We start from the raw sequence: 15,464 nt of genomic DNA on the forward strand, positions 1-15,464 counted from the left end.
CAGCGAAGACATGAACAGAGGAAACAAGAAATGCGCATTGACCATTTGATTGACGGCAAAGCCGTTGCCAGCTCACAAACATTTGAAACCCGCGACCCTGCCACGCAAGAAGTGCTGGCCGAAGTGTCTTCGGGCGGTACCGATGAAGTGAACCAAGCTGTGGCGTCGGCTAAAGCCGCTTTTCCAAAATGGGCAGGCACACCCGCTGCAGAGCGCGCCAAGATCATGCGCAAGTTAGGCGAACTGATCACCAAGCATGTGCCTCAGATTGCAGAAACAGAAACACGTGATTGCGGTCAAACCATTTCGCAAACGGGCAAGCAACTTGTACCGCGCGCTGCCGATAATTTTTCTTACTTTGCCGAAATGTGCACGCGCGTGGATGGCCACACCTATCCCACGCCCACCCATTTGAACTACACCTTGTTTCACCCCGTCGGTGTTTGCGCGTTGATCAGTCCTTGGAATGTGCCCTTCATGACTGCTACTTGGAAAGTGGCACCTTGCTTGGCCTTTGGCAACACCGCTGTGTTGAAGATGAGCGAGTTGTCGCCAATGTCAGCCGCACGTTTGGGTGAATTGGCTTTGGAAGCAGGTGTGCCACCTGGCGTCTTGAACTTGGTGCACGGTTATGGCCGTGATGCGGGCGAGCCCTTGGTGTCGCACCCTGATGTGCGCGCCATTTCTTTCACGGGTTCTACCGCCACAGGCAATCGCATAGTGCAAAGTGCGGGCCTGAAAAAATTCAGCATGGAGCTCGGCGGTAAATCACCGTTCGTGATTTTTGAAGACGCCGATTTGCCGCGCGCCTTGGACGCCGCGGTGTTCATGATCTTCAGCAACAACGGTGAACGATGCACGGCAGGTAGTCGCATCTTGGTACAGCAAAGCATCTATGCCGACTTCGTGCAAAAGTTCACAGAGCGCGCTAAGCGCATTTCAGTGGGCGATCCCTTGGACGAGAACACCATTGTGGGCCCCATGATCAGCCAAGCGCATTTGGCCAAAGTCAAAAGTTACATTGAGTTGGGTCCTAAAGAAGGTGCCACGATGTTGTGCGGTGGTTTAGACAAGCCCTCCTATGCGGCGGATTTACCAGACCGCGTGAAGAACGGTAACTTTGTGTGGCCCACGGTGTTTGCCGATGTCGACAACCGCATGAAGATTGCGCAAGACGAAATCTTTGGCCCTGTGGCCTGCATCATTCCCTTCCGCGACGAAGCGCACGCCATTGAATTGGCCAACGACATTCAATATGGCTTGTCCAGTTATGTGTGGACCGAAAACATTGGCCGCGCACACCGCGTGGCGGCTGCGGTAGAGGCGGGCATGTGTTTTGTGAACAGCCAAAACGTGCGCGACTTGCGTCAACCCTTTGGTGGCACCAAGGCCAGCGGCACAGGTCGCGAAGGTGGCACTTGGAGTTACGAAGTTTTTTGCGAACCTAAAAACGTGGCGGTGTCGATGGGCTCGCATCACATTCCACATTGGGGAGTCTGAACATGGGACAAGTTTCACTCGCTGCCAAAATCACGCACGTGCCGTCCATGTATTTGAGCGAGTTGGACGGTCCGCAAAAAGGCACACGGCAAGCCGCCATTGACGGACATCACGAAATTGACCGGCGTTGCCGTGAGTTGGGTGTCGACACCATTGTGGTGTTTGACACGCACTGGTTGGTGAACTCGGCGTACCACCTGAACAATGCCGCGCATTTCAAAGGAAACTACACCAGCAACGAGTTACCTCACTTCATCAGCAACATGCCGTATGAGTACGATGGCAATCCAGCGCTGGGCCATATCTTGGCCAAGGCCTGCAATGAAGCGGGCGTGACCACTCTGGCGCATGAGCACACCAGCTTGGCGTTGGAATACGGCACGCTGGTGCCTATGCGCTACATGAACACCGACCGCCACTACAAAGTGATTTCGGTGTCGGCGCTCTGCATGGTGCACTCCTTGGCCGAAAGCGCCCAATTGGGTTGGGCCATGCGCCGTGCCGTAGAGCAACATTACGACGGCAAGGTGGCTTTCTTTGCCAGCGGCTCTTTGTCGCACCGTTTTGCACAAAATGGTTTGGCACCCGAGTACGCCAACAAAATCTGGAGTCCGTTTTTAGAGCAGTTAGACCACAGCGTGGTTGAGATGTGGCAGCGTGGCGATTGGAAAACTTTCTGTGCCATGCTGCCCGAGTACGCCGCCAAAGGCCATGGCGAAGGTTTCATGCACGACACCGCCATGTTGCTGGGTTTGTTGGGCTGGGATCAATACCAAGGCAAAGCGGAAGTGGTCACGCCTTACTTTCCCAGTTCGGGTACTGGACAAATCAACGTGGTGTTTCCTGTGACCGATGTTTTGGACGAAGCAGGGCATGCGGTCACCAGCCTGAACCTCAAAACCTTGAAAGATCCCTCTGCCGTTTATGCCGCAGGGGCCAGCCGTTTGTAATTCATTTCGAAAGTTGTCACATGCCGCATTTGGTGATTCTTTATACAGGCCAGTTGGATGCTGAAACCAACATGAAAGTCTTGTGCCGTGATTTGGCCGATGCCATGCTGACGGTGGTGGACGAAGCTGGCAAGCAAGTTTTTCCCACTGGCGGTACGCGCGTGTTGGCCTATCCTGCGCCGCACTATGCCGTAGCCGATGGTGGTACGGCGGGCCGCAAGGCCGCGCAGTTTGACAACAACCCGCATGGCGGCTCGGAAGATTATGCGTTTGTGTATTTGAATGTGCGCATGGGCAAAGGGCGCAGCGATGCCACGCAAAAACGTGCAGGCGACACCTTGGTTGAGGTCACCCAAAAACACTTCGCCGATCTCTTTGCTAAACGTCACATCGGCATCACCCTGCAAATTGATGTAGGCCCCGAAGTGTTTGACAACAAGCACAGCAACATCCATCCTTTGTTTGCGTCCCTTTGAAAGAAACGCATGTTTGATTCCCAACGCATTGCAGAACTGGCTGCCGAATTGCAGGAAGCGCAAGCCACGCGCAAGCAAGTTGAGCACTTTTCCAAACGCTTTCCTGGCATGACCATTGAAGACGGTTACCGTGTGAGCCGCGCCTGGGTGGCTTTGCAATTGGCCCAAGGCCGTCAAGTGATTGGTCACAAAATTGGCCTTACCTCGCGAGCTATGCAGCAGGCCAGCCAAATCGATGAACCTGATTACGGCACGCTGCTCGACAACATGCTGTATACCTGCACGCCTGGTCAAACGCTAGACATTGCCTACACCGACTTTGTGGTGCCGCGTGTCGAAGTGGAGTTGGCCTTTGTCTTGAAAAATGATTTGCAAGGCCCCAACGTCACTGTTGATGAGGTGTTGGCGGCCACCGAGTACGTCACGCCTGCCATTGAAATCATCGATTCACGCATTGAGCAATTTGATCGTCACACCAAAGTGATGCGCAAAGTGTTTGACACCATCAGCGACAACGCGGCCAATGCCGGCATTGTGGTGGGTGCAGAAAAAGTCGATCCCTTCACCACCAACTTGCCATGGTGCGGCGCCATTCTCAAACTCAATGGCGTGGTGGAAGAAACAGGTTTGGCAGCCGGCGTACAAGGTCACCCCGCAGTGGGCATTGCATGGTTGGCCAATAAGTTGGCACCCTGGGGTGAGCATTTAAAAGCTGGCCAGATTGTGTTGGCCGGCTCCTTTACCAAACCGGTGCCTGCCAAAGTGGGTGATGTGTTCGACGCAGACTACGGCCCTTTAGGTCGTTTGCAATTTAAATTCAACTGAAAGAAGCCACATGAAAACTCCTGTCAATCGTTTCAAAAAAGCCATCACAGAAAAGCACGCGCAAATTGGTTTGTGGGTGGGTTTGGCCAGCAGTTACAGTGCAGAAATTTGCGCCATGGCGGGCTTCGACTGGTTACTGATCGATGGCGAACATGCGCCTAATAATTTACAAAGTATTCAGCAGCAACTTCAGACCATCGCTGCTTATCCAGTGAACAACGCCATTGCGCGTGTTCCAGTGGGCGATGCCGCTTTGATCAAACAGTATTTAGATTTGGGCGCGGAAACATTGCTGATTCCCATGGTGGACACACCCGAGCAAGCCGCGCACTTGGTTCAAGCCATGCGTTATCCGCAAAATGATGGCAAGGGCGGCATCCGCGGTATGGGGGGTGCACGTGCTTCACGCTGGGGCATGTTTCCCAACTACACCAAAGAGGCCAATGAACAAGTTTGCTTGTTGGTGCAGGCCGAAACACGTGAAGCTTTGAAAAACTTGGACGCCATTGCCAACACACCTGGTGTGGATGGTGTCTTCATTGGTCCCGCCGATTTATCTGCTTCTTTGGGCCATGTGGGTGATCCCAATCACCCAGAAGTACAAGCGGCCATTGAAGATGCGATTGCACGCATTTTGAAAGCTGGCAAAGCGCCAGGCATTTTGACATCCGATGAGGCGCAAGCGAAACACTACTTGGCGCTGGGTGCTTTGTTTGTGGCCGTGGGTTTGGACACGCAAATCTTGGTACGCCAAACAGCCGCACTCGCGAAAAAATTCAAACCCAATGCCGGCATTGAGTTGCCCGCGTCCGGCCAGGTGTATTGATCATGCTGACGCATCAACTGCCAACGGTTCGCTCTTTGCAGCATGAAGTGCACCCCAAAGAATGGGAAGCGCGTGTGCAATTGGCGGCGTGCTACCGCGTCTTTGCTTTTTTGGGCTGGACTGAGATGATTTACAACCACATCACCTTGCGCTTGCCGCAAGAAGTGAGTGGTGCCGAAAAACATTTCCTGATCAATCCCTTTGGTTTGCATTACAGCGAAGTCACTGCCAGCAACTTGGTCAAGATTGACCTCAAGGGCAAAGCCTTGGATGGTTCGCCCTACCCCGTCAATCCTGCCGGCTTTACGGTGCATGCGGCCATCCACGACAGCTTGCCCGGTGCCCATTGCGTCATGCACACGCACACCACCGCAGGTGTGTCGGTGGCGTGTTTGAAAGACGGTTTGCAACAAACCAATTTTTACACCGCGCAACTTCACGACATGATTGCGTACCATGACTTTGAAGGCATCACCATCCACGCCGATGAAGCACCGCGCTTGCTCAAAAGCATTGGCAACAAGCAGGCGGTGATTTTGCGCAACCATGGCTTGCTGTCATGGGGTGCCACACTGCCGCAAACCTTTGCCATTTTGTGGACCCTGCAACGTGCCTGCGAAATTCAATTGGCCACCTTCAGCATGGGAGGTGCACAAGCGGTCATTCCTGTGAGTGAAGACATTGCTGCCAAATGCACACGCGATGCTTTGCAATTCAACCCCAACCATGGTGCTGGCACCGATGTGCTCGATGCCTTGATCCGACAAGTCGATCGCAGCATCGTTCGCCCTGAAGAAAGTTACCGTTTATGAAAGTTTGCATTTATGGCGCTGGTGCCATTGGCGGTTGGATCGGCGTGCACTTGGCGCAAACAGGGCACGAGGTGAGTGTGGTGGCGCGAGGTGCCACGCTTGAAGCCTTGCAGAAGAATGGACTTCAGTGTGTTCAAACGCAAGCGGCAGAGGCGCGTATCAAAGCTGATGTCAAAGTGTCTGCCAACCCCGCAGATTTAGGCCCACAAGATTTGGTGATCGTTGCCGTGAAAGCGCCCGCCATGGCGGACGTGGCCAAGGGGATTGCGCCCTTGCTAGGTCCCAACACGATGGTGATGACGGCCATGAATGGTGTCCCTTGGTGGTTCTTTCAAGGTTTTGGTGGCAAGTTGCAAGGCACGACGCTGAGTACCATTGACCCGGAAGGCCGCATTGCCAAAGCCATTCCCGCCCACCACGTGGTGGGCTGTGTGGTGCATGCCAGTTGTTCCCTCGATGCACCCGGCGTGGTGCGGCATCACTTCGGTCAAGGTTTGATTTTGGGTGAACCTGCCGATCAACACGGCCAGGTGAGTGCGCGCGTGCAGCAATTGGTCGCTGATTTGAGCGCTGCAGGGTTCAATGCCAGCGCCTCCGCCCAAATTCAAAAAGACGTTTGGTACAAGCTTTGGGGCAACATGACCGTCAACCCCATCAGCGCCATCACGGGCGCCACCACCGACCTCATTTTGAAAGACGATTTGGTGCGTGATTTTGTCTCGAAGGTGATGCTGGAGGCCAAAGCCATCGGCGAAAAAATAGGCATTCCCATTGCCCAAACCCCCGAGGACCGGCATGCGGTCACGCTGAAGTTGGGTGCGTTCAAAACATCCATGTTGCAAGACGTCGAAGCCGGTAAAACGGTGGAGCTTGATGCGTTGGTCAGTGGCGTGCGCGAGTTGGGTCAATTGACGCAAGTCAGCACCCCTTACACCGATGCGTTGTTGGGTCTCAGTCGCCTGCATGCCAGCGTTCGCGGCCTGTACCCGACATAATGACCCCATGACTGAAAAATCCAAAGCACTGTCGATCACGGCATTTGCCACCTTGTTGTTGGTGGCCTTCATGATGGGCGCCAACCATGTGGCCGCGCGCTTTGCGTTCAACCATGGCGTGGACGTGATCACCGCAGTGAGCTTCCGAAGTGCGGTCACGGCTTTGGTGGTCGGTTTGATTTTGTGGCAACAAAAAGTCCAAATTCAAATTCAGCCGCATCACAAAAAATACTTGCCGCTCATCGGTCTGATCATTGCGGTTCAGAGCGTGTGCTTGTATTCATCGGTGGCCCGATTGCCTGTGGCCCTGGCCTTGTTGGCGTTCAACACATACCCTTTGTCGACCGCATTTTGGGCGCGCGTCCTTTACAAACACCAACCCGAAAAAGCGGTGCTCTGGAGTATGCCCATCATTTTGGTGGGCCTGGCGTTGGCGCTGGATGTGATGGGTGCGGCCTCTGGTTTGGGCGCATCTGAGCATTGGGCGCAAATTGGCAGTGGCGTGGCGTTTGCACTGGCGGCTTCAGCCACCTTTGGCTTGGCACTGGTCTACACCCAACACGAAACCGTCGGCTTGGATGGCCGCGTGCGCACCTTCTCTTCCATGTCCTTGGTGGGTGTGTTGGCCGTGGCGGTGGCGGTCAGCCAAGGCGGTTTTCATTTGCCCAACGCACCTGCAGGTTGGTGGGGTTTGGGCATGCTGACCTTTTTGTACGGCACTGCCTTCACCATTTTGTTCACGGTACTGCCTCGATTGGGCGTGGTGGGCAACTCGGCCATCATGAATGTGGAGCCCGTGTTTGCGTTGACCTTGGCTTGGGCCTTGCTGGATCAAGCGATTGCGCCTATTCAGTTGGTGGGTGCGGCTTTGGTGGTGGGCGCCGTGATGTGGTTGGGACTGCGCAAGCGCTAAGCTTTCAAGCAGCAGGCTTTGGATTCAGCGGGCCGTGCAACATCGTTTAATCCTGGCCTTTTTTCAAACTCAGTGCGGTGTCGTAAACCACGTTTTTAGAAGTGCCGGTGATGTCGCTGGTCAGTTTGACGGCCGTCTTCAGCGGCAGCTCGGTCAACAGCAATTTCAGTGTGCGCAAACTGTCGGCATCCAAGGCCTCGCTGGCGTCTTGCGTAGGCTTGTCCAAAGCGTGAACCACCAGCGCAAACTCACCGCGCACATGATCGGCTTTTTCTGCAAACCAGGCGGGCAGTTGATGTGCAGGCAATGTGTGCACTGTTTCAAATTGTTTGGTGAGTTCACGTCCCACAGTGATCAAGCGTGAGCCCAATTGAGACAAGGCTTGGGCCAAGGCTTCAATGCGATGCGGCGCTTCAAGCAAGACCACAGCGCGCGATTCCCCCATCAGGGTGTCAATGGCGCGTTGGCGTTCGGTGGCTTTGGAAGACAAAAAGCCAGTGAACACAAAGCCGCCTTCGCCTGTCATGCCCGAGGCACTGAGCAGGGCCGTGACGCTGCTGGCGCCAGGCAAAGGCATCACTCTGTAACCGGCAGCCGCAACGGCAGCGACCAAGCGCGCACCAGGGTCGCTGATGGCCGGCGTGCCGGCATCGCTGACATAGGCCACACGTTGGCCTTGCGCCAAACGTGCAATGACTTGCGCAGCAGCTTCCGCTTCGTTGTGTTGGTGCACAGCCAGCAGTTGTGAGTTGCTGCGATCTAAACCATAGGCGCGCAACATTTGCTGGGTGTGGCGCGTGTCTTCACAGGCCAGGGTGTCAGCCCTTTCAATGACATACAAAGCACGCAAAGTGATGTCGGCCAGATTGCCAATGGGGGTGGCCACCACATACAGTGTGCTGGCGGGGTGGTTTTGAGGACCCACTGCTTCGCGGGCTACTTGGAAGGCGTGGCTGTAAATCGACGTCAATGGGTTTCCTTGGTCCTACAAATCAAAGCAGTATGCAAACCCGCTTCAAGCAAACCACCAAACAATCTGGCGATGCTGCAGAAGATGCGGCACTTCACTTTTTACAACATCAGGGCTTGCGCTTGCTGCAACGCAATTATCGAACGCCTGGCAGGGGTGGCGGCGAAATTGACCTCATTTTGCAAGAATCTGACAGCACCTTGGTGTTTGTTGAGGTTCGAAAGCGTTCGCAGCGCCAATTTGGCGGGGCGCTGGGCAGTGTCAGTCGCGCCAAACAAAGGCGCATTGTCTTTGCGGCGCGGTATTTTTTGTGGCGCTGGCAGCAACTGCCGCCCACCCGTTTCGATGTGATTGCCTGGGAGCCCGATGGCCTCATTTGGCAGAAGGCTGCATTTGAGGCCGGCACTTGGTAAATGGCTGGCGGTGCCGCATGGGCTGGGGGTATCATCCAGTGCATGCTAGACCTGCGAATTCAGCAACATTTCATCGACAGTGCCGACCTGCAATACCAGGCCGCCGAAACCTTGGCCAAACCCTTGGATGCGGGCGTCCAGGCGCTCATGGCCTGCGTCACCAGTGGTGGCAAGGTGATGGTTTGCGGCGAGGGCAGTGCAGCCGCTTTGGCACAGTACTTTGCCAGCTTGTTCGTGGGTGGCTTTGAACGCGAGCGTCCCGAACTGGCGGCCATCGCTTTGCGCCACGAAGGCTTGGGCGATCCCGCCTATGCCGGCTTGGCGCGACAAGTCCGCGCATTGGGCCAAGCGGGTGATGTGCTGTTGCTGCTCACCGCCAATGGCGAAGAAGAAGGTTTGTTGCGCGCTTTGCATGCAGCCCACGAACGCGACATGACCGTCATTGCCCTCACAGGCAAAGGCGGCGGTGCTGTGGCCAAGGCCTTGCGCGAGACCGATGTGCACGTAGGCATCCCCCATGACCGTGCTGCCCGCATTCGCGAAGTCCAACAACTGGCTTTGCATTGCCTGTGCGATGGTGTGGACGCCCAACTCATGGGTGACCAAGACACCTTGTCCTAATCACCTTCCAAACTGGCGCAATTCACATTCTGTCTGCACCCGATTAAAATATTTCAAGACTCTCTAAGGATTACTCAAGTGAAACTCAATCTCAAACGTTGGATGTTGTCTGGTTTGGCCGTCGGTGCCGTCATCTCCAGTTTGTCGGCCTGCGCACCTTTGGTGGTGGGCAGCGCAGTGATGAGTGGCATGGTGGCCATTGACCGCCGCACCGCCGGTATTCAATTGGAAGACGAAGGCATCGAGTTGCGCACGGCGCAAGGTTTGCGACAAAACCTCAGCGATGCAGCGCACGTCAATGTCACCAGCTACAACCGCATGGTGCTCTTGACGGGTGAAGTCAGCTCTGCCGCCGAGAAAGAGCGCGCTGAGCGCTTGGCCAAGAGCCAAGAAAACGTGTCGTCCGTGGTGAATGACTTGGCCATTGAACCTGCCAGCTCGCTCACACAGCGCTCTAAGGACGCCATCACCACAGGCCAAATCAAAGCCTTGTTGGTGGATGCCAAAGATCTGCAATCCAACGCCTTCAAAGTGGTCACCGAGCGCGGCATTGTTTACTTGATGGGACGCGTCACGGCCCGCGAAGCACAGCGTGCCTCTGAAATTGCACGCAGCGGCAGCGTCAATGGCGTGGTCAAGGTGGTGCGCGTGTTTGAAACCATCACGGAAGAAGAACTCAAGCGCATCAGCGCACAACCCTTGTCGCCGCAAGCGCAACCCAAAATTTAATTGCCGCGCAAAGTACAGCAAGACCAAGCAAAAGGGCTCTGAATTTCAGAGCCCTTTTTTTCTCTGTCATGCAGAGCGTTGCTTACTTCAAGCGTTTGATCAAGCTGGAAGTGTCCCAGCGCTTGCCGCCCATTTGCTGCACGTCGGCATAGAACTGGTCCACCAAGGCCGTGACGGGCAAGCGCGCGCCATTGCGCTTGGCTTCGTCCATCACCAGACCTAAGTCTTTGCGCATCCAATCGACGGCAAAACCAAAGTCAAACTTGTCGGCCACCATGGTCTTGCCGCGGTTGTCCATTTGCCAGCTTTGTGCAGCACCTTTGCCAATCACGTCCAGCACCAGGTTCATGTCGAGGCCGGCCTTTTGGCCAAAGGCAACCGCTTCCGACAAGCCTTGCACCAAGCCCGCAATGCAAACTTGGTTGACCATCTTGGTCAATTGGCCGGCGCCAGACTCACCCATCAGGGTGTAGGCACGAGAGAAGGCCATGGCAGCAGGCTTGGTGAGTTCGAAGATGGCGGCATCACCGCCGCACATCACGGTCAGCAAACCGTTTTGCGCACCGCCTTGACCACCCGACACGGGCGCATCGATGAAGTTCAGACCTTGTGCTTTGGCGGCCGCATACAGTTCACGTGCCACATTGGCAGAGGCCGTGGTGTGGTCCACAAAAATGGCGCCTTTTTTCATGCCTGCAAAAGCGCCGTCAGGTCCCAAAACCACAGCGCGCAAATCGTCGTCATTGCCCACGCAGCAAAAAACGATGTCGGCGTTTTTCACGGCTTCACGGGGCGTGGGTGCATGGGCTGGCTGACGTGAGTCGGCAAACTCTTGGCACCAAGCGGCTGCTTTGGCTTCGCTGCGGTTGTAAACCGTGACCGCGTGACCTGCACGTGCCAAGTGACCTGCCATGGGATAACCCATGACGCCAAGGCCCAAAAAGGCCACATGTTGTGAAGGTGCGGGTTCGTAGGTTTTGGCGTTCAAGCTGCTCATGATGGGTTCAGTGTTGGGTTTCAAAAGAAGGGTGAATCAAAAAATGAAGACAGGGCTTAATCTTTGAAGCCGTGATTGTCCACCAGTTTTGAGTTTTGCGGGTATTTGCGCAGCAAGGCCAGCGTCTGCTGGCTGATCTCTTGGTTTTGATACAAAGCTTGCAAACTTTGGTCCAGCGTTTGCATGCCCACTGCGTGGCCGGTTTGCAAAAGGGCATACAGCTGGCTCACTTTGCCCTCTCGCACCAGGTTGCGCACGGCCGGGGTGGCCACCATGATTTCATGTGCAGCCACACGACCCAAACCTGAGCGGTGGGGACACAGCGTTTGGGTGAGCACCGCCACCAAACTTTCTGCAAACAAGGCACGCACCCCTTCTCTTTCCTGCGAGGGAAAGGCATCGACCAGTCGGTCAACGGCTTGCGGCGCACTGGCAGTATGCAAGGTGGCCAGTACCAAGTGGCCGGTTTCGGCCGCTGTCAGTGCCAGTTTGATGGTGCGGCTGTCACGCAACTCGCCGACCAACAGCACATCGGGATCCTCGCGCAGGGCCGCACGCAAGCCCGACTCAAAGTCGGGTGTGTCGCGTCCAACCTCACGCTGGTGCACCAAGCTGTTGTGAGAGGTGTGAATGAACTCAATCGGGTCTTCCAAGGTCACGATGTGAACTTGGCGCTCGGTGTTGATGTGATGCAGCAAGGCCGCCAGCAAGGTGGACTTGCCGCTGCCTGTGGGACCCGTGAAAAGCAACAAGCCATGGCGCTGCAGGGCCCAATGGGCAACACACGCTGGGGCATTCAAATGCTTGAGCTGGGGCATCTCATTGGGTATCAGGCGCAGCGCCAGTGCAGGCCCGCGCGCTTGCTCAAATGCATTGACACGAAAGCGTCCTAGCTCAGGCAAGCTGACGGCAAAGTCGACGTTGTTGAGCGCGGCGCTAGGGTGCAAATTGGAGCTTGTGTCTAAACCCTGGGCATGCATCAAGGCGGTGCGAATGTCGTGCACATCTTGGGCACATAACACGCGCGACATGTCGGGACGGTACATGCTGTGCGAGGTGCAAGAAACCGATACGCGCTGCAGTTGGCCATCGATGCGCAGCCAAGCAGACTCGCCGGTTGACCAGTGAACATCGGAGGCGCCCACGCTTCTTGCCAAGCGCAGCAGCGTGGGCCATGCGTTTCCTTGCGCTGCTGAGATTTGGTAAGCTTGTTGCATGAGCACTTCAGTTTCAGTCAATCTCGCCCAAGTGCGCAAGCGAATTGAGCTTGCATGCCTTTCGGCAGAACGTCCCGCCAATGCGGTCCATTTGTTGGCTGTGTCCAAGACCATGCCTGCGCAAGCAGTGCGCGAGGCTTATGCCGCTGGGCAAGTCGCGTTTGGTGAAAACTACATTCAAGAGGGCGTCGACAAGATCGCCTCATTGACAGATTTGCCTTTAGAGTGGCATTGCATTGGCCCCATTCAAAGCAACAAAAGCAAGTTGGTGGCCGAAAACTTTGCGTGGGTCCACAGCATCGATCGATTGAAAATTGCAGAGCGTTTGTCTGCTCAGCGACCTGTCAACTTGCCTCCGCTTCAAGTTTGTTTGCAAGTGAATGTCGATGGCGGCAGCAACAAATCTGGCGTGACACCCAGCGAGCTGTTGGCATTGGCGCAAGCGGTCGCGAAATTGCCAAACCTGCAGTTGCGCGGCATCATGACCATTCCTGAACCTGCAGAAAACGAAGCGGCTGCTCGCGCCGTCCACCATCAAGCCAAAGATTTGTTCGACAGTTTGCAAGCTGCTGGTTTGAGCGTCGACACCCTGTCCATGGGCATGACCGGTGATCTTGAGGCGGCCATTGCCGAAGGCAGTACCTGCGTGCGAGTGGGCACCGCCATTTTTGGACAGCGCTGAAATCAAAGCCCAGCGCTAAGGGCTGGGCTGCTGGTGTGTCACGGTTTGTTAAAACCGCGGCAAATCAGGGTGCGAAATTTGTCCGCCGCGAACCAACATCTTGCCGTATTCAGCACAACGGTTCAGTGTTGGAATGACTTTGCCGGGGTTGAGCAAACTCAAAGGGTCAAAGGCTTTTTTCACTGCAAACATTTGTGCGTTTTCTTCTGCAGAAAACTGCACGCACATGCTGTTGAGTTTTTCAATGCCCACACCATGTTCCCCCGTGACAGTGCCGCCCATGGCCACACTGGTTTCCAAAATGTCGGCGCCAAACAATTCGCAGCGGTGCATTTGGTCGGGGTCGTTGGCATCGAACAAAATGAGCGGATGCAAATTGCCATCACCCGCGTGAAAGACGTTGGCGCAGCGCAGTTGGTATTTCTTTTCCATCTCTGCAATGGCCAACAAAATGTCGGCCAGTCGTTTGCGCGGAATGGTGGAGTCCATGCACATGTAATCGGGGCTGATGCGGCCCGAAGCTGGGAAGGCATTTTTGCGACCGCTCCAAAAACGCAAGCGCTCGGCTTCGTCTTTGCTCACGGCAATGGCGGTGGCGCCGCAGCCGCGCAGCACGTCGCTCATGCGGCCAATCTCTTCTTCAACTTCTTCGGGCGTGCCATCGCTTTCGCACAGCAAAATGGCTTCGGCATTCAGGTCGTAGCCTGCGTGCACAAAATCTTCGACCGCTGCTGTCATGGGTTTGTCCATCATTTCCAGTCCTGCTGGAATGATGCCGGCGGCAATCACTGCCGCCACCGCATCACCCGCTTTGCGAATGTCGTCAAAGCTGGCCATGATGCAGCGTGCGAGTTGCGGCTTGGGCACCAACTTGACGGTGACTTCGGTGGTGATGGCCAGCATGCCTTCGCTGCCGACCAACACCGACAACAAATCAAAACCCGTGGTGTCCAAAGCATCGCTGCCAAAGGTGATGGGTTCGCCTTCAATGGTGAAGCCTCTGACTTTGAGCACGTTGTGCAAGGTGAGACCGTATTTCAGGCAGTGCACACCGCCCGAGTTTTCGGCCACATTGCCACCAATGGTGCAGGCAATTTGACTGGAGGGATCGGGGGCGTAATACAAACCATGCGGCGCGGCGGCTTCTGAGATGGCCAAGTTGCGCACGCCGCATTGAACCACCGCCGTGCGCGACACCGCATCCACTTTGACAATTTGGTTGAACTTGGCCATGGACAAGGTCACGCCCATTTTGTGGGGCATGGCGCCGCCCGACAAACCCGTGCCAGCGCCCCGCGCCACCACGGGCACAGCCAAGGCGTGGCAGGCCTTGAGCACAGCTTGCACTTGCGCTTCGGTTTCCGGTAAAGCCACAACCAAGGGGCGCTCACGGTAAGCTGTGAGGCCATCGCACTCAAACGGCACGGTGTCTTCTAGCGTGTACAGCAAGGCATGCTGGGGCAGAGCGTCACGCAGCGCAGCCACCACTTGCGCCTGGCGATCTGCGCGGGACAAAGCATCGATGTTGGTGAGTGCGTTCATGAGAAAGCTTTCAAGCGCAATGGGTCAATGACAAAGGCAATCGGACTTATTTGAAGATGACGGTTTTGTGGCCGTTGAGCAGCACACGGTGTTCGCTGTGCCATTTGACAGCACGCGCCAACACTTGGCTTTCGGTGTCGCGGCCTTGCGTGGTAAGGTCTTCCACCGTTTTGGAGTGGTCCACACGCGCCACGTCTTGCTCAATGATCGGGCCTTCGTCCAAGTCGGCTGTGACGTAGTGTGCGGTGGCGCCAATCAGTTTGACACCGCGATCATGCGCTTGGTAATAAGGCTTGGCGCCTTTGAAGCTGGGCAAGAACGAGTGGTGAATGTTGATGGCGCGGCCCGACAGCTTGCGGCACAGTTCGTCCGACAAAATTTGCATGTAGCGCGCCAACACCACCAGTTCTGCGCCTTCAGACTGAATGATCTCGTACTGTTTGGCTTCTGCCTCGGCTTTGTTGGCGGCCGTGACGGGAATGTGGTGGAAAGGTACGTTGTAGCTGGCCGCCAATTGGTAAAACTCGCGGTGGTTGCTGACAATGGCGCGAATGTCGATGGGCAGCAAACCGCTTTTCCAACGGAACAGCAAATCGTTCAGGCAGTGGCCTTCTTTGCTGACCAAAATGACGGTGCGCATGGGCTGCGTGGTGCTGTGCAAATTCCAAGTCATTTGGAAGGGCGTTGCAAAGCTGCTCAGTTGGGTGCGCAAGTCGGCTTCTGCCACTTGGTCACAGGCAAATTGCACGCGCATGAAAAACAGACCCGTGTCGTGGTCGTTGTATTGCGCGGCTTCTTCAATGTTGCCGCCGCGTTCCAGCAAAAAGCCAGAGACAGCGTGCACGATGCCCGTTCTGTCGGGGCAAGAGAGCGTGAGAATAAATGCGTGATTCATGGGCGACATTGTCGCAGGGACGCGGCCACTTTGCCAAAACTCGGGCTTTGGCGGGTTTACACTGGCCACTTGATGAATTTTTAGCCCTATTGGGGCGGCGA

17 protein-coding genes are annotated in these 15,464 nt (G+C 55.7%); 12 read left to right on the plus strand and 5 right to left on the minus strand.

Annotation, left to right across the window (positions count from 1 at the left end; all coding sequences use genetic code 11):
- The first annotated feature begins 30 nt into the window (after nt 1-30).
- Genes hpaE through L103DPR2_RS02175 form a run of 8 tightly spaced genes read left to right on the plus strand, consistent with a single transcriptional unit; the run spans nt 31 to nt 7,297 of the window.
- The gene (gene hpaE, locus L103DPR2_RS02140; RefSeq protein WP_055359545.1) at nt 31-1,500 is read left to right on the plus strand and encodes a 5-carboxymethyl-2-hydroxymuconate semialdehyde dehydrogenase; all 1,470 of its coding nucleotides are present in this window, start codon (nt 31-33) and stop codon (nt 1,498-1,500) included.
- Nucleotides 1,501-1,502: 2 nt separating this feature from the next.
- Nucleotides 1,503-2,450: a 3,4-dihydroxyphenylacetate 2,3-dioxygenase gene (hpaD, locus tag L103DPR2_RS02145; protein ID WP_055359546.1), complete on the plus strand. Its 948-nt coding sequence runs from the start codon at nt 1,503-1,505 to the stop codon at nt 2,448-2,450.
- Between the two features lie 20 nt (nt 2,451-2,470).
- Entirely contained in the window at nt 2,471-2,926 is a 456-nt protein-coding gene (locus L103DPR2_RS02150; protein WP_055359547.1) for a 5-carboxymethyl-2-hydroxymuconate Delta-isomerase, read from the plus strand.
- Between the two features lie 9 nt (nt 2,927-2,935).
- Entirely contained in the window at nt 2,936-3,751 is an 816-nt protein-coding gene (hpaH, locus tag L103DPR2_RS02155; protein WP_055359548.1) for a 2-oxo-hept-4-ene-1,7-dioate hydratase, read from the plus strand.
- A 10-nt stretch (nt 3,752-3,761) separates the two neighbouring features.
- Complete coding sequence (locus L103DPR2_RS02160; protein ID WP_055359549.1) at nt 3,762-4,577, plus strand: aldolase/citrate lyase family protein; 816 nt, start codon at nt 3,762-3,764, stop codon at nt 4,575-4,577.
- Between the two features lie 2 nt (nt 4,578-4,579).
- Entirely contained in the window at nt 4,580-5,389 is an 810-nt protein-coding gene (locus L103DPR2_RS02165) for a class II aldolase/adducin family protein (RefSeq protein WP_055359550.1), read from the plus strand.
- Nucleotides 5,386-6,384 carry a 2-dehydropantoate 2-reductase gene (locus L103DPR2_RS02170; RefSeq protein ID WP_055359551.1) on the plus strand — a complete coding sequence of 333 codons (999 nt, stop codon included), beginning with the start codon at nt 5,386-5,388 and terminating at the stop codon, nt 6,382-6,384. The genes L103DPR2_RS02165 and L103DPR2_RS02170 overlap by 4 nt, the downstream gene beginning before the upstream one ends.
- 7 nt (nt 6,385-6,391) lie before the next feature.
- Nucleotides 6,392-7,297, plus strand: coding sequence for a DMT family transporter (locus L103DPR2_RS02175; protein WP_055359552.1), 906 nt, complete (start codon nt 6,392-6,394; stop codon nt 7,295-7,297).
- Nucleotides 7,298-7,343: 46 nt separating this feature from the next.
- Here L103DPR2_RS02175 and rsmI read toward each other — a convergent pair whose 3' ends face one another.
- Nucleotides 7,344-8,267: a 16S rRNA (cytidine(1402)-2'-O)-methyltransferase gene (rsmI, locus tag L103DPR2_RS02180; protein ID WP_055359553.1), complete on the minus strand. Its 924-nt coding sequence runs from the start codon at nt 8,265-8,267 to the stop codon at nt 7,344-7,346.
- Here rsmI and L103DPR2_RS02185 point away from each other — a divergent pair.
- The 3 genes from L103DPR2_RS02185 to L103DPR2_RS02195 all read left to right on the plus strand — a co-directional run bounded on the left by L103DPR2_RS02185 (nt 8,267) and on the right by L103DPR2_RS02195 (nt 10,030).
- Nucleotides 8,267-8,680, plus strand: coding sequence for a YraN family protein (locus tag L103DPR2_RS02185; protein ID WP_055359554.1), 414 nt, complete (start codon nt 8,267-8,269; stop codon nt 8,678-8,680). The two genes, rsmI and L103DPR2_RS02185, sit on opposite strands and share 1 nt — an antisense overlap.
- Nucleotides 8,681-8,722: 42 nt before the next feature.
- Nucleotides 8,723-9,301: an SIS domain-containing protein gene (locus L103DPR2_RS02190; protein ID WP_055361790.1), complete on the plus strand. Its 579-nt coding sequence runs from the start codon at nt 8,723-8,725 to the stop codon at nt 9,299-9,301.
- Nucleotides 9,302-9,379: 78 nt separating this feature from the next.
- Nucleotides 9,380-10,030 (plus strand): BON domain-containing protein, encoded by a 651-nt coding sequence (locus L103DPR2_RS02195; protein ID WP_055359555.1) that lies wholly within the window; start codon nt 9,380-9,382, stop codon nt 10,028-10,030.
- A gap of 82 nt (nt 10,031-10,112) precedes the next feature.
- On the opposite strand, the gene L103DPR2_RS02200 is transcribed toward L103DPR2_RS02195, so the two are convergent.
- Both L103DPR2_RS02200 and L103DPR2_RS02205 read right to left on the minus strand, forming a co-directional pair.
- Nucleotides 10,113-11,027, minus strand: a complete 915-nt coding sequence (locus L103DPR2_RS02200; protein ID WP_055361791.1) for an NAD(P)-dependent oxidoreductase — start codon at nt 11,025-11,027, stop codon at nt 10,113-10,115.
- A gap of 56 nt (nt 11,028-11,083) precedes the next feature.
- Nucleotides 11,084-12,244 carry a type IV pilus twitching motility protein PilT gene (locus L103DPR2_RS02205; RefSeq protein ID WP_082466680.1) on the minus strand — a complete coding sequence of 387 codons (1,161 nt, stop codon included), beginning with the start codon at nt 12,242-12,244 and terminating at the stop codon, nt 11,084-11,086.
- On the opposite strand from L103DPR2_RS02205, the gene L103DPR2_RS02210 reads away from it, so the two are divergent.
- The gene (locus L103DPR2_RS02210) at nt 12,243-12,926 is read left to right on the plus strand and encodes a YggS family pyridoxal phosphate-dependent enzyme (RefSeq protein WP_055359556.1); all 684 of its coding nucleotides are present in this window, start codon (nt 12,243-12,245) and stop codon (nt 12,924-12,926) included. The two genes, L103DPR2_RS02205 and L103DPR2_RS02210, sit on opposite strands and share 2 nt — an antisense overlap.
- A 48-nt stretch (nt 12,927-12,974) precedes the next feature.
- Here the strand turns inward: L103DPR2_RS02210 and L103DPR2_RS02215 are convergent, their stop codons facing one another.
- Nucleotides 12,975-14,468: an FAD-linked oxidase C-terminal domain-containing protein gene (locus L103DPR2_RS02215; RefSeq protein ID WP_055359557.1), complete on the minus strand. Its 1,494-nt coding sequence runs from the start codon at nt 14,466-14,468 to the stop codon at nt 12,975-12,977.
- A 46-nt stretch (nt 14,469-14,514) separates the two neighbouring features.
- The gene (purU, locus tag L103DPR2_RS02220; RefSeq protein WP_055361793.1) at nt 14,515-15,363 is read right to left on the minus strand and encodes a formyltetrahydrofolate deformylase; all 849 of its coding nucleotides are present in this window, start codon (nt 15,361-15,363) and stop codon (nt 14,515-14,517) included.
- Nucleotides 15,364-15,464 lie beyond the last annotated feature (101 nt).

The sequence above is a fragment of the Limnohabitans sp. 103DPR2 genome, assembly GCF_001412575.1.
GTDB lineage: Bacteria > Pseudomonadota > Gammaproteobacteria > Burkholderiales > Burkholderiaceae_C > Limnohabitans_A.

Bases quoted from the DNA above. Each gene is read 5' to 3' on its own strand.
- hpaE (WP_055359545.1), top strand. From the start codon at position 31: ATGCGCATTGACCATTTGATTGACGGCAAAGCCGTTGCCAGCTCACAA.
- hpaD (WP_055359546.1), top strand. From the start codon at position 1,503: ATGGGACAAGTTTCACTCGCTGCCAAAATCACGCACGTGCCGTCCATG.
- L103DPR2_RS02150 (WP_055359547.1), top strand. From the start codon at position 2,471: ATGCCGCATTTGGTGATTCTTTATACAGGCCAGTTGGATGCTGAAACC.
- hpaH (WP_055359548.1), top strand. From the start codon at position 2,936: ATGTTTGATTCCCAACGCATTGCAGAACTGGCTGCCGAATTGCAGGAA.
- L103DPR2_RS02160 (WP_055359549.1), top strand. From the start codon at position 3,762: ATGAAAACTCCTGTCAATCGTTTCAAAAAAGCCATCACAGAAAAGCAC.
- L103DPR2_RS02165 (WP_055359550.1), top strand. From the start codon at position 4,580: ATGCTGACGCATCAACTGCCAACGGTTCGCTCTTTGCAGCATGAAGTG.
- L103DPR2_RS02170 (WP_055359551.1), top strand. From the start codon at position 5,386: ATGAAAGTTTGCATTTATGGCGCTGGTGCCATTGGCGGTTGGATCGGC.
- L103DPR2_RS02175 (WP_055359552.1), top strand. From the start codon at position 6,392: ATGACTGAAAAATCCAAAGCACTGTCGATCACGGCATTTGCCACCTTG.
- L103DPR2_RS02185 (WP_055359554.1), top strand. From the start codon at position 8,267: ATGGGTTTCCTTGGTCCTACAAATCAAAGCAGTATGCAAACCCGCTTC.
- L103DPR2_RS02190 (WP_055361790.1), top strand. From the start codon at position 8,723: ATGCTAGACCTGCGAATTCAGCAACATTTCATCGACAGTGCCGACCTG.
- L103DPR2_RS02200 (WP_055361791.1), bottom strand. From the start codon at position 11,027: ATGAGCAGCTTGAACGCCAAAACCTACGAACCCGCACCTTCACAACAT.
- L103DPR2_RS02210 (WP_055359556.1), top strand. From the start codon at position 12,243: ATGAGCACTTCAGTTTCAGTCAATCTCGCCCAAGTGCGCAAGCGAATT.
- L103DPR2_RS02205 (WP_082466680.1), bottom strand. From the start codon at position 12,244: ATGCAACAAGCTTACCAAATCTCAGCAGCGCAAGGAAACGCATGGCCC.
- L103DPR2_RS02215 (WP_055359557.1), bottom strand. From the start codon at position 14,468: ATGAACGCACTCACCAACATCGATGCTTTGTCCCGCGCAGATCGCCAG.
- purU (WP_055361793.1), bottom strand. From the start codon at position 15,363: ATGAATCACGCATTTATTCTCACGCTCTCTTGCCCCGACAGAACGGGC.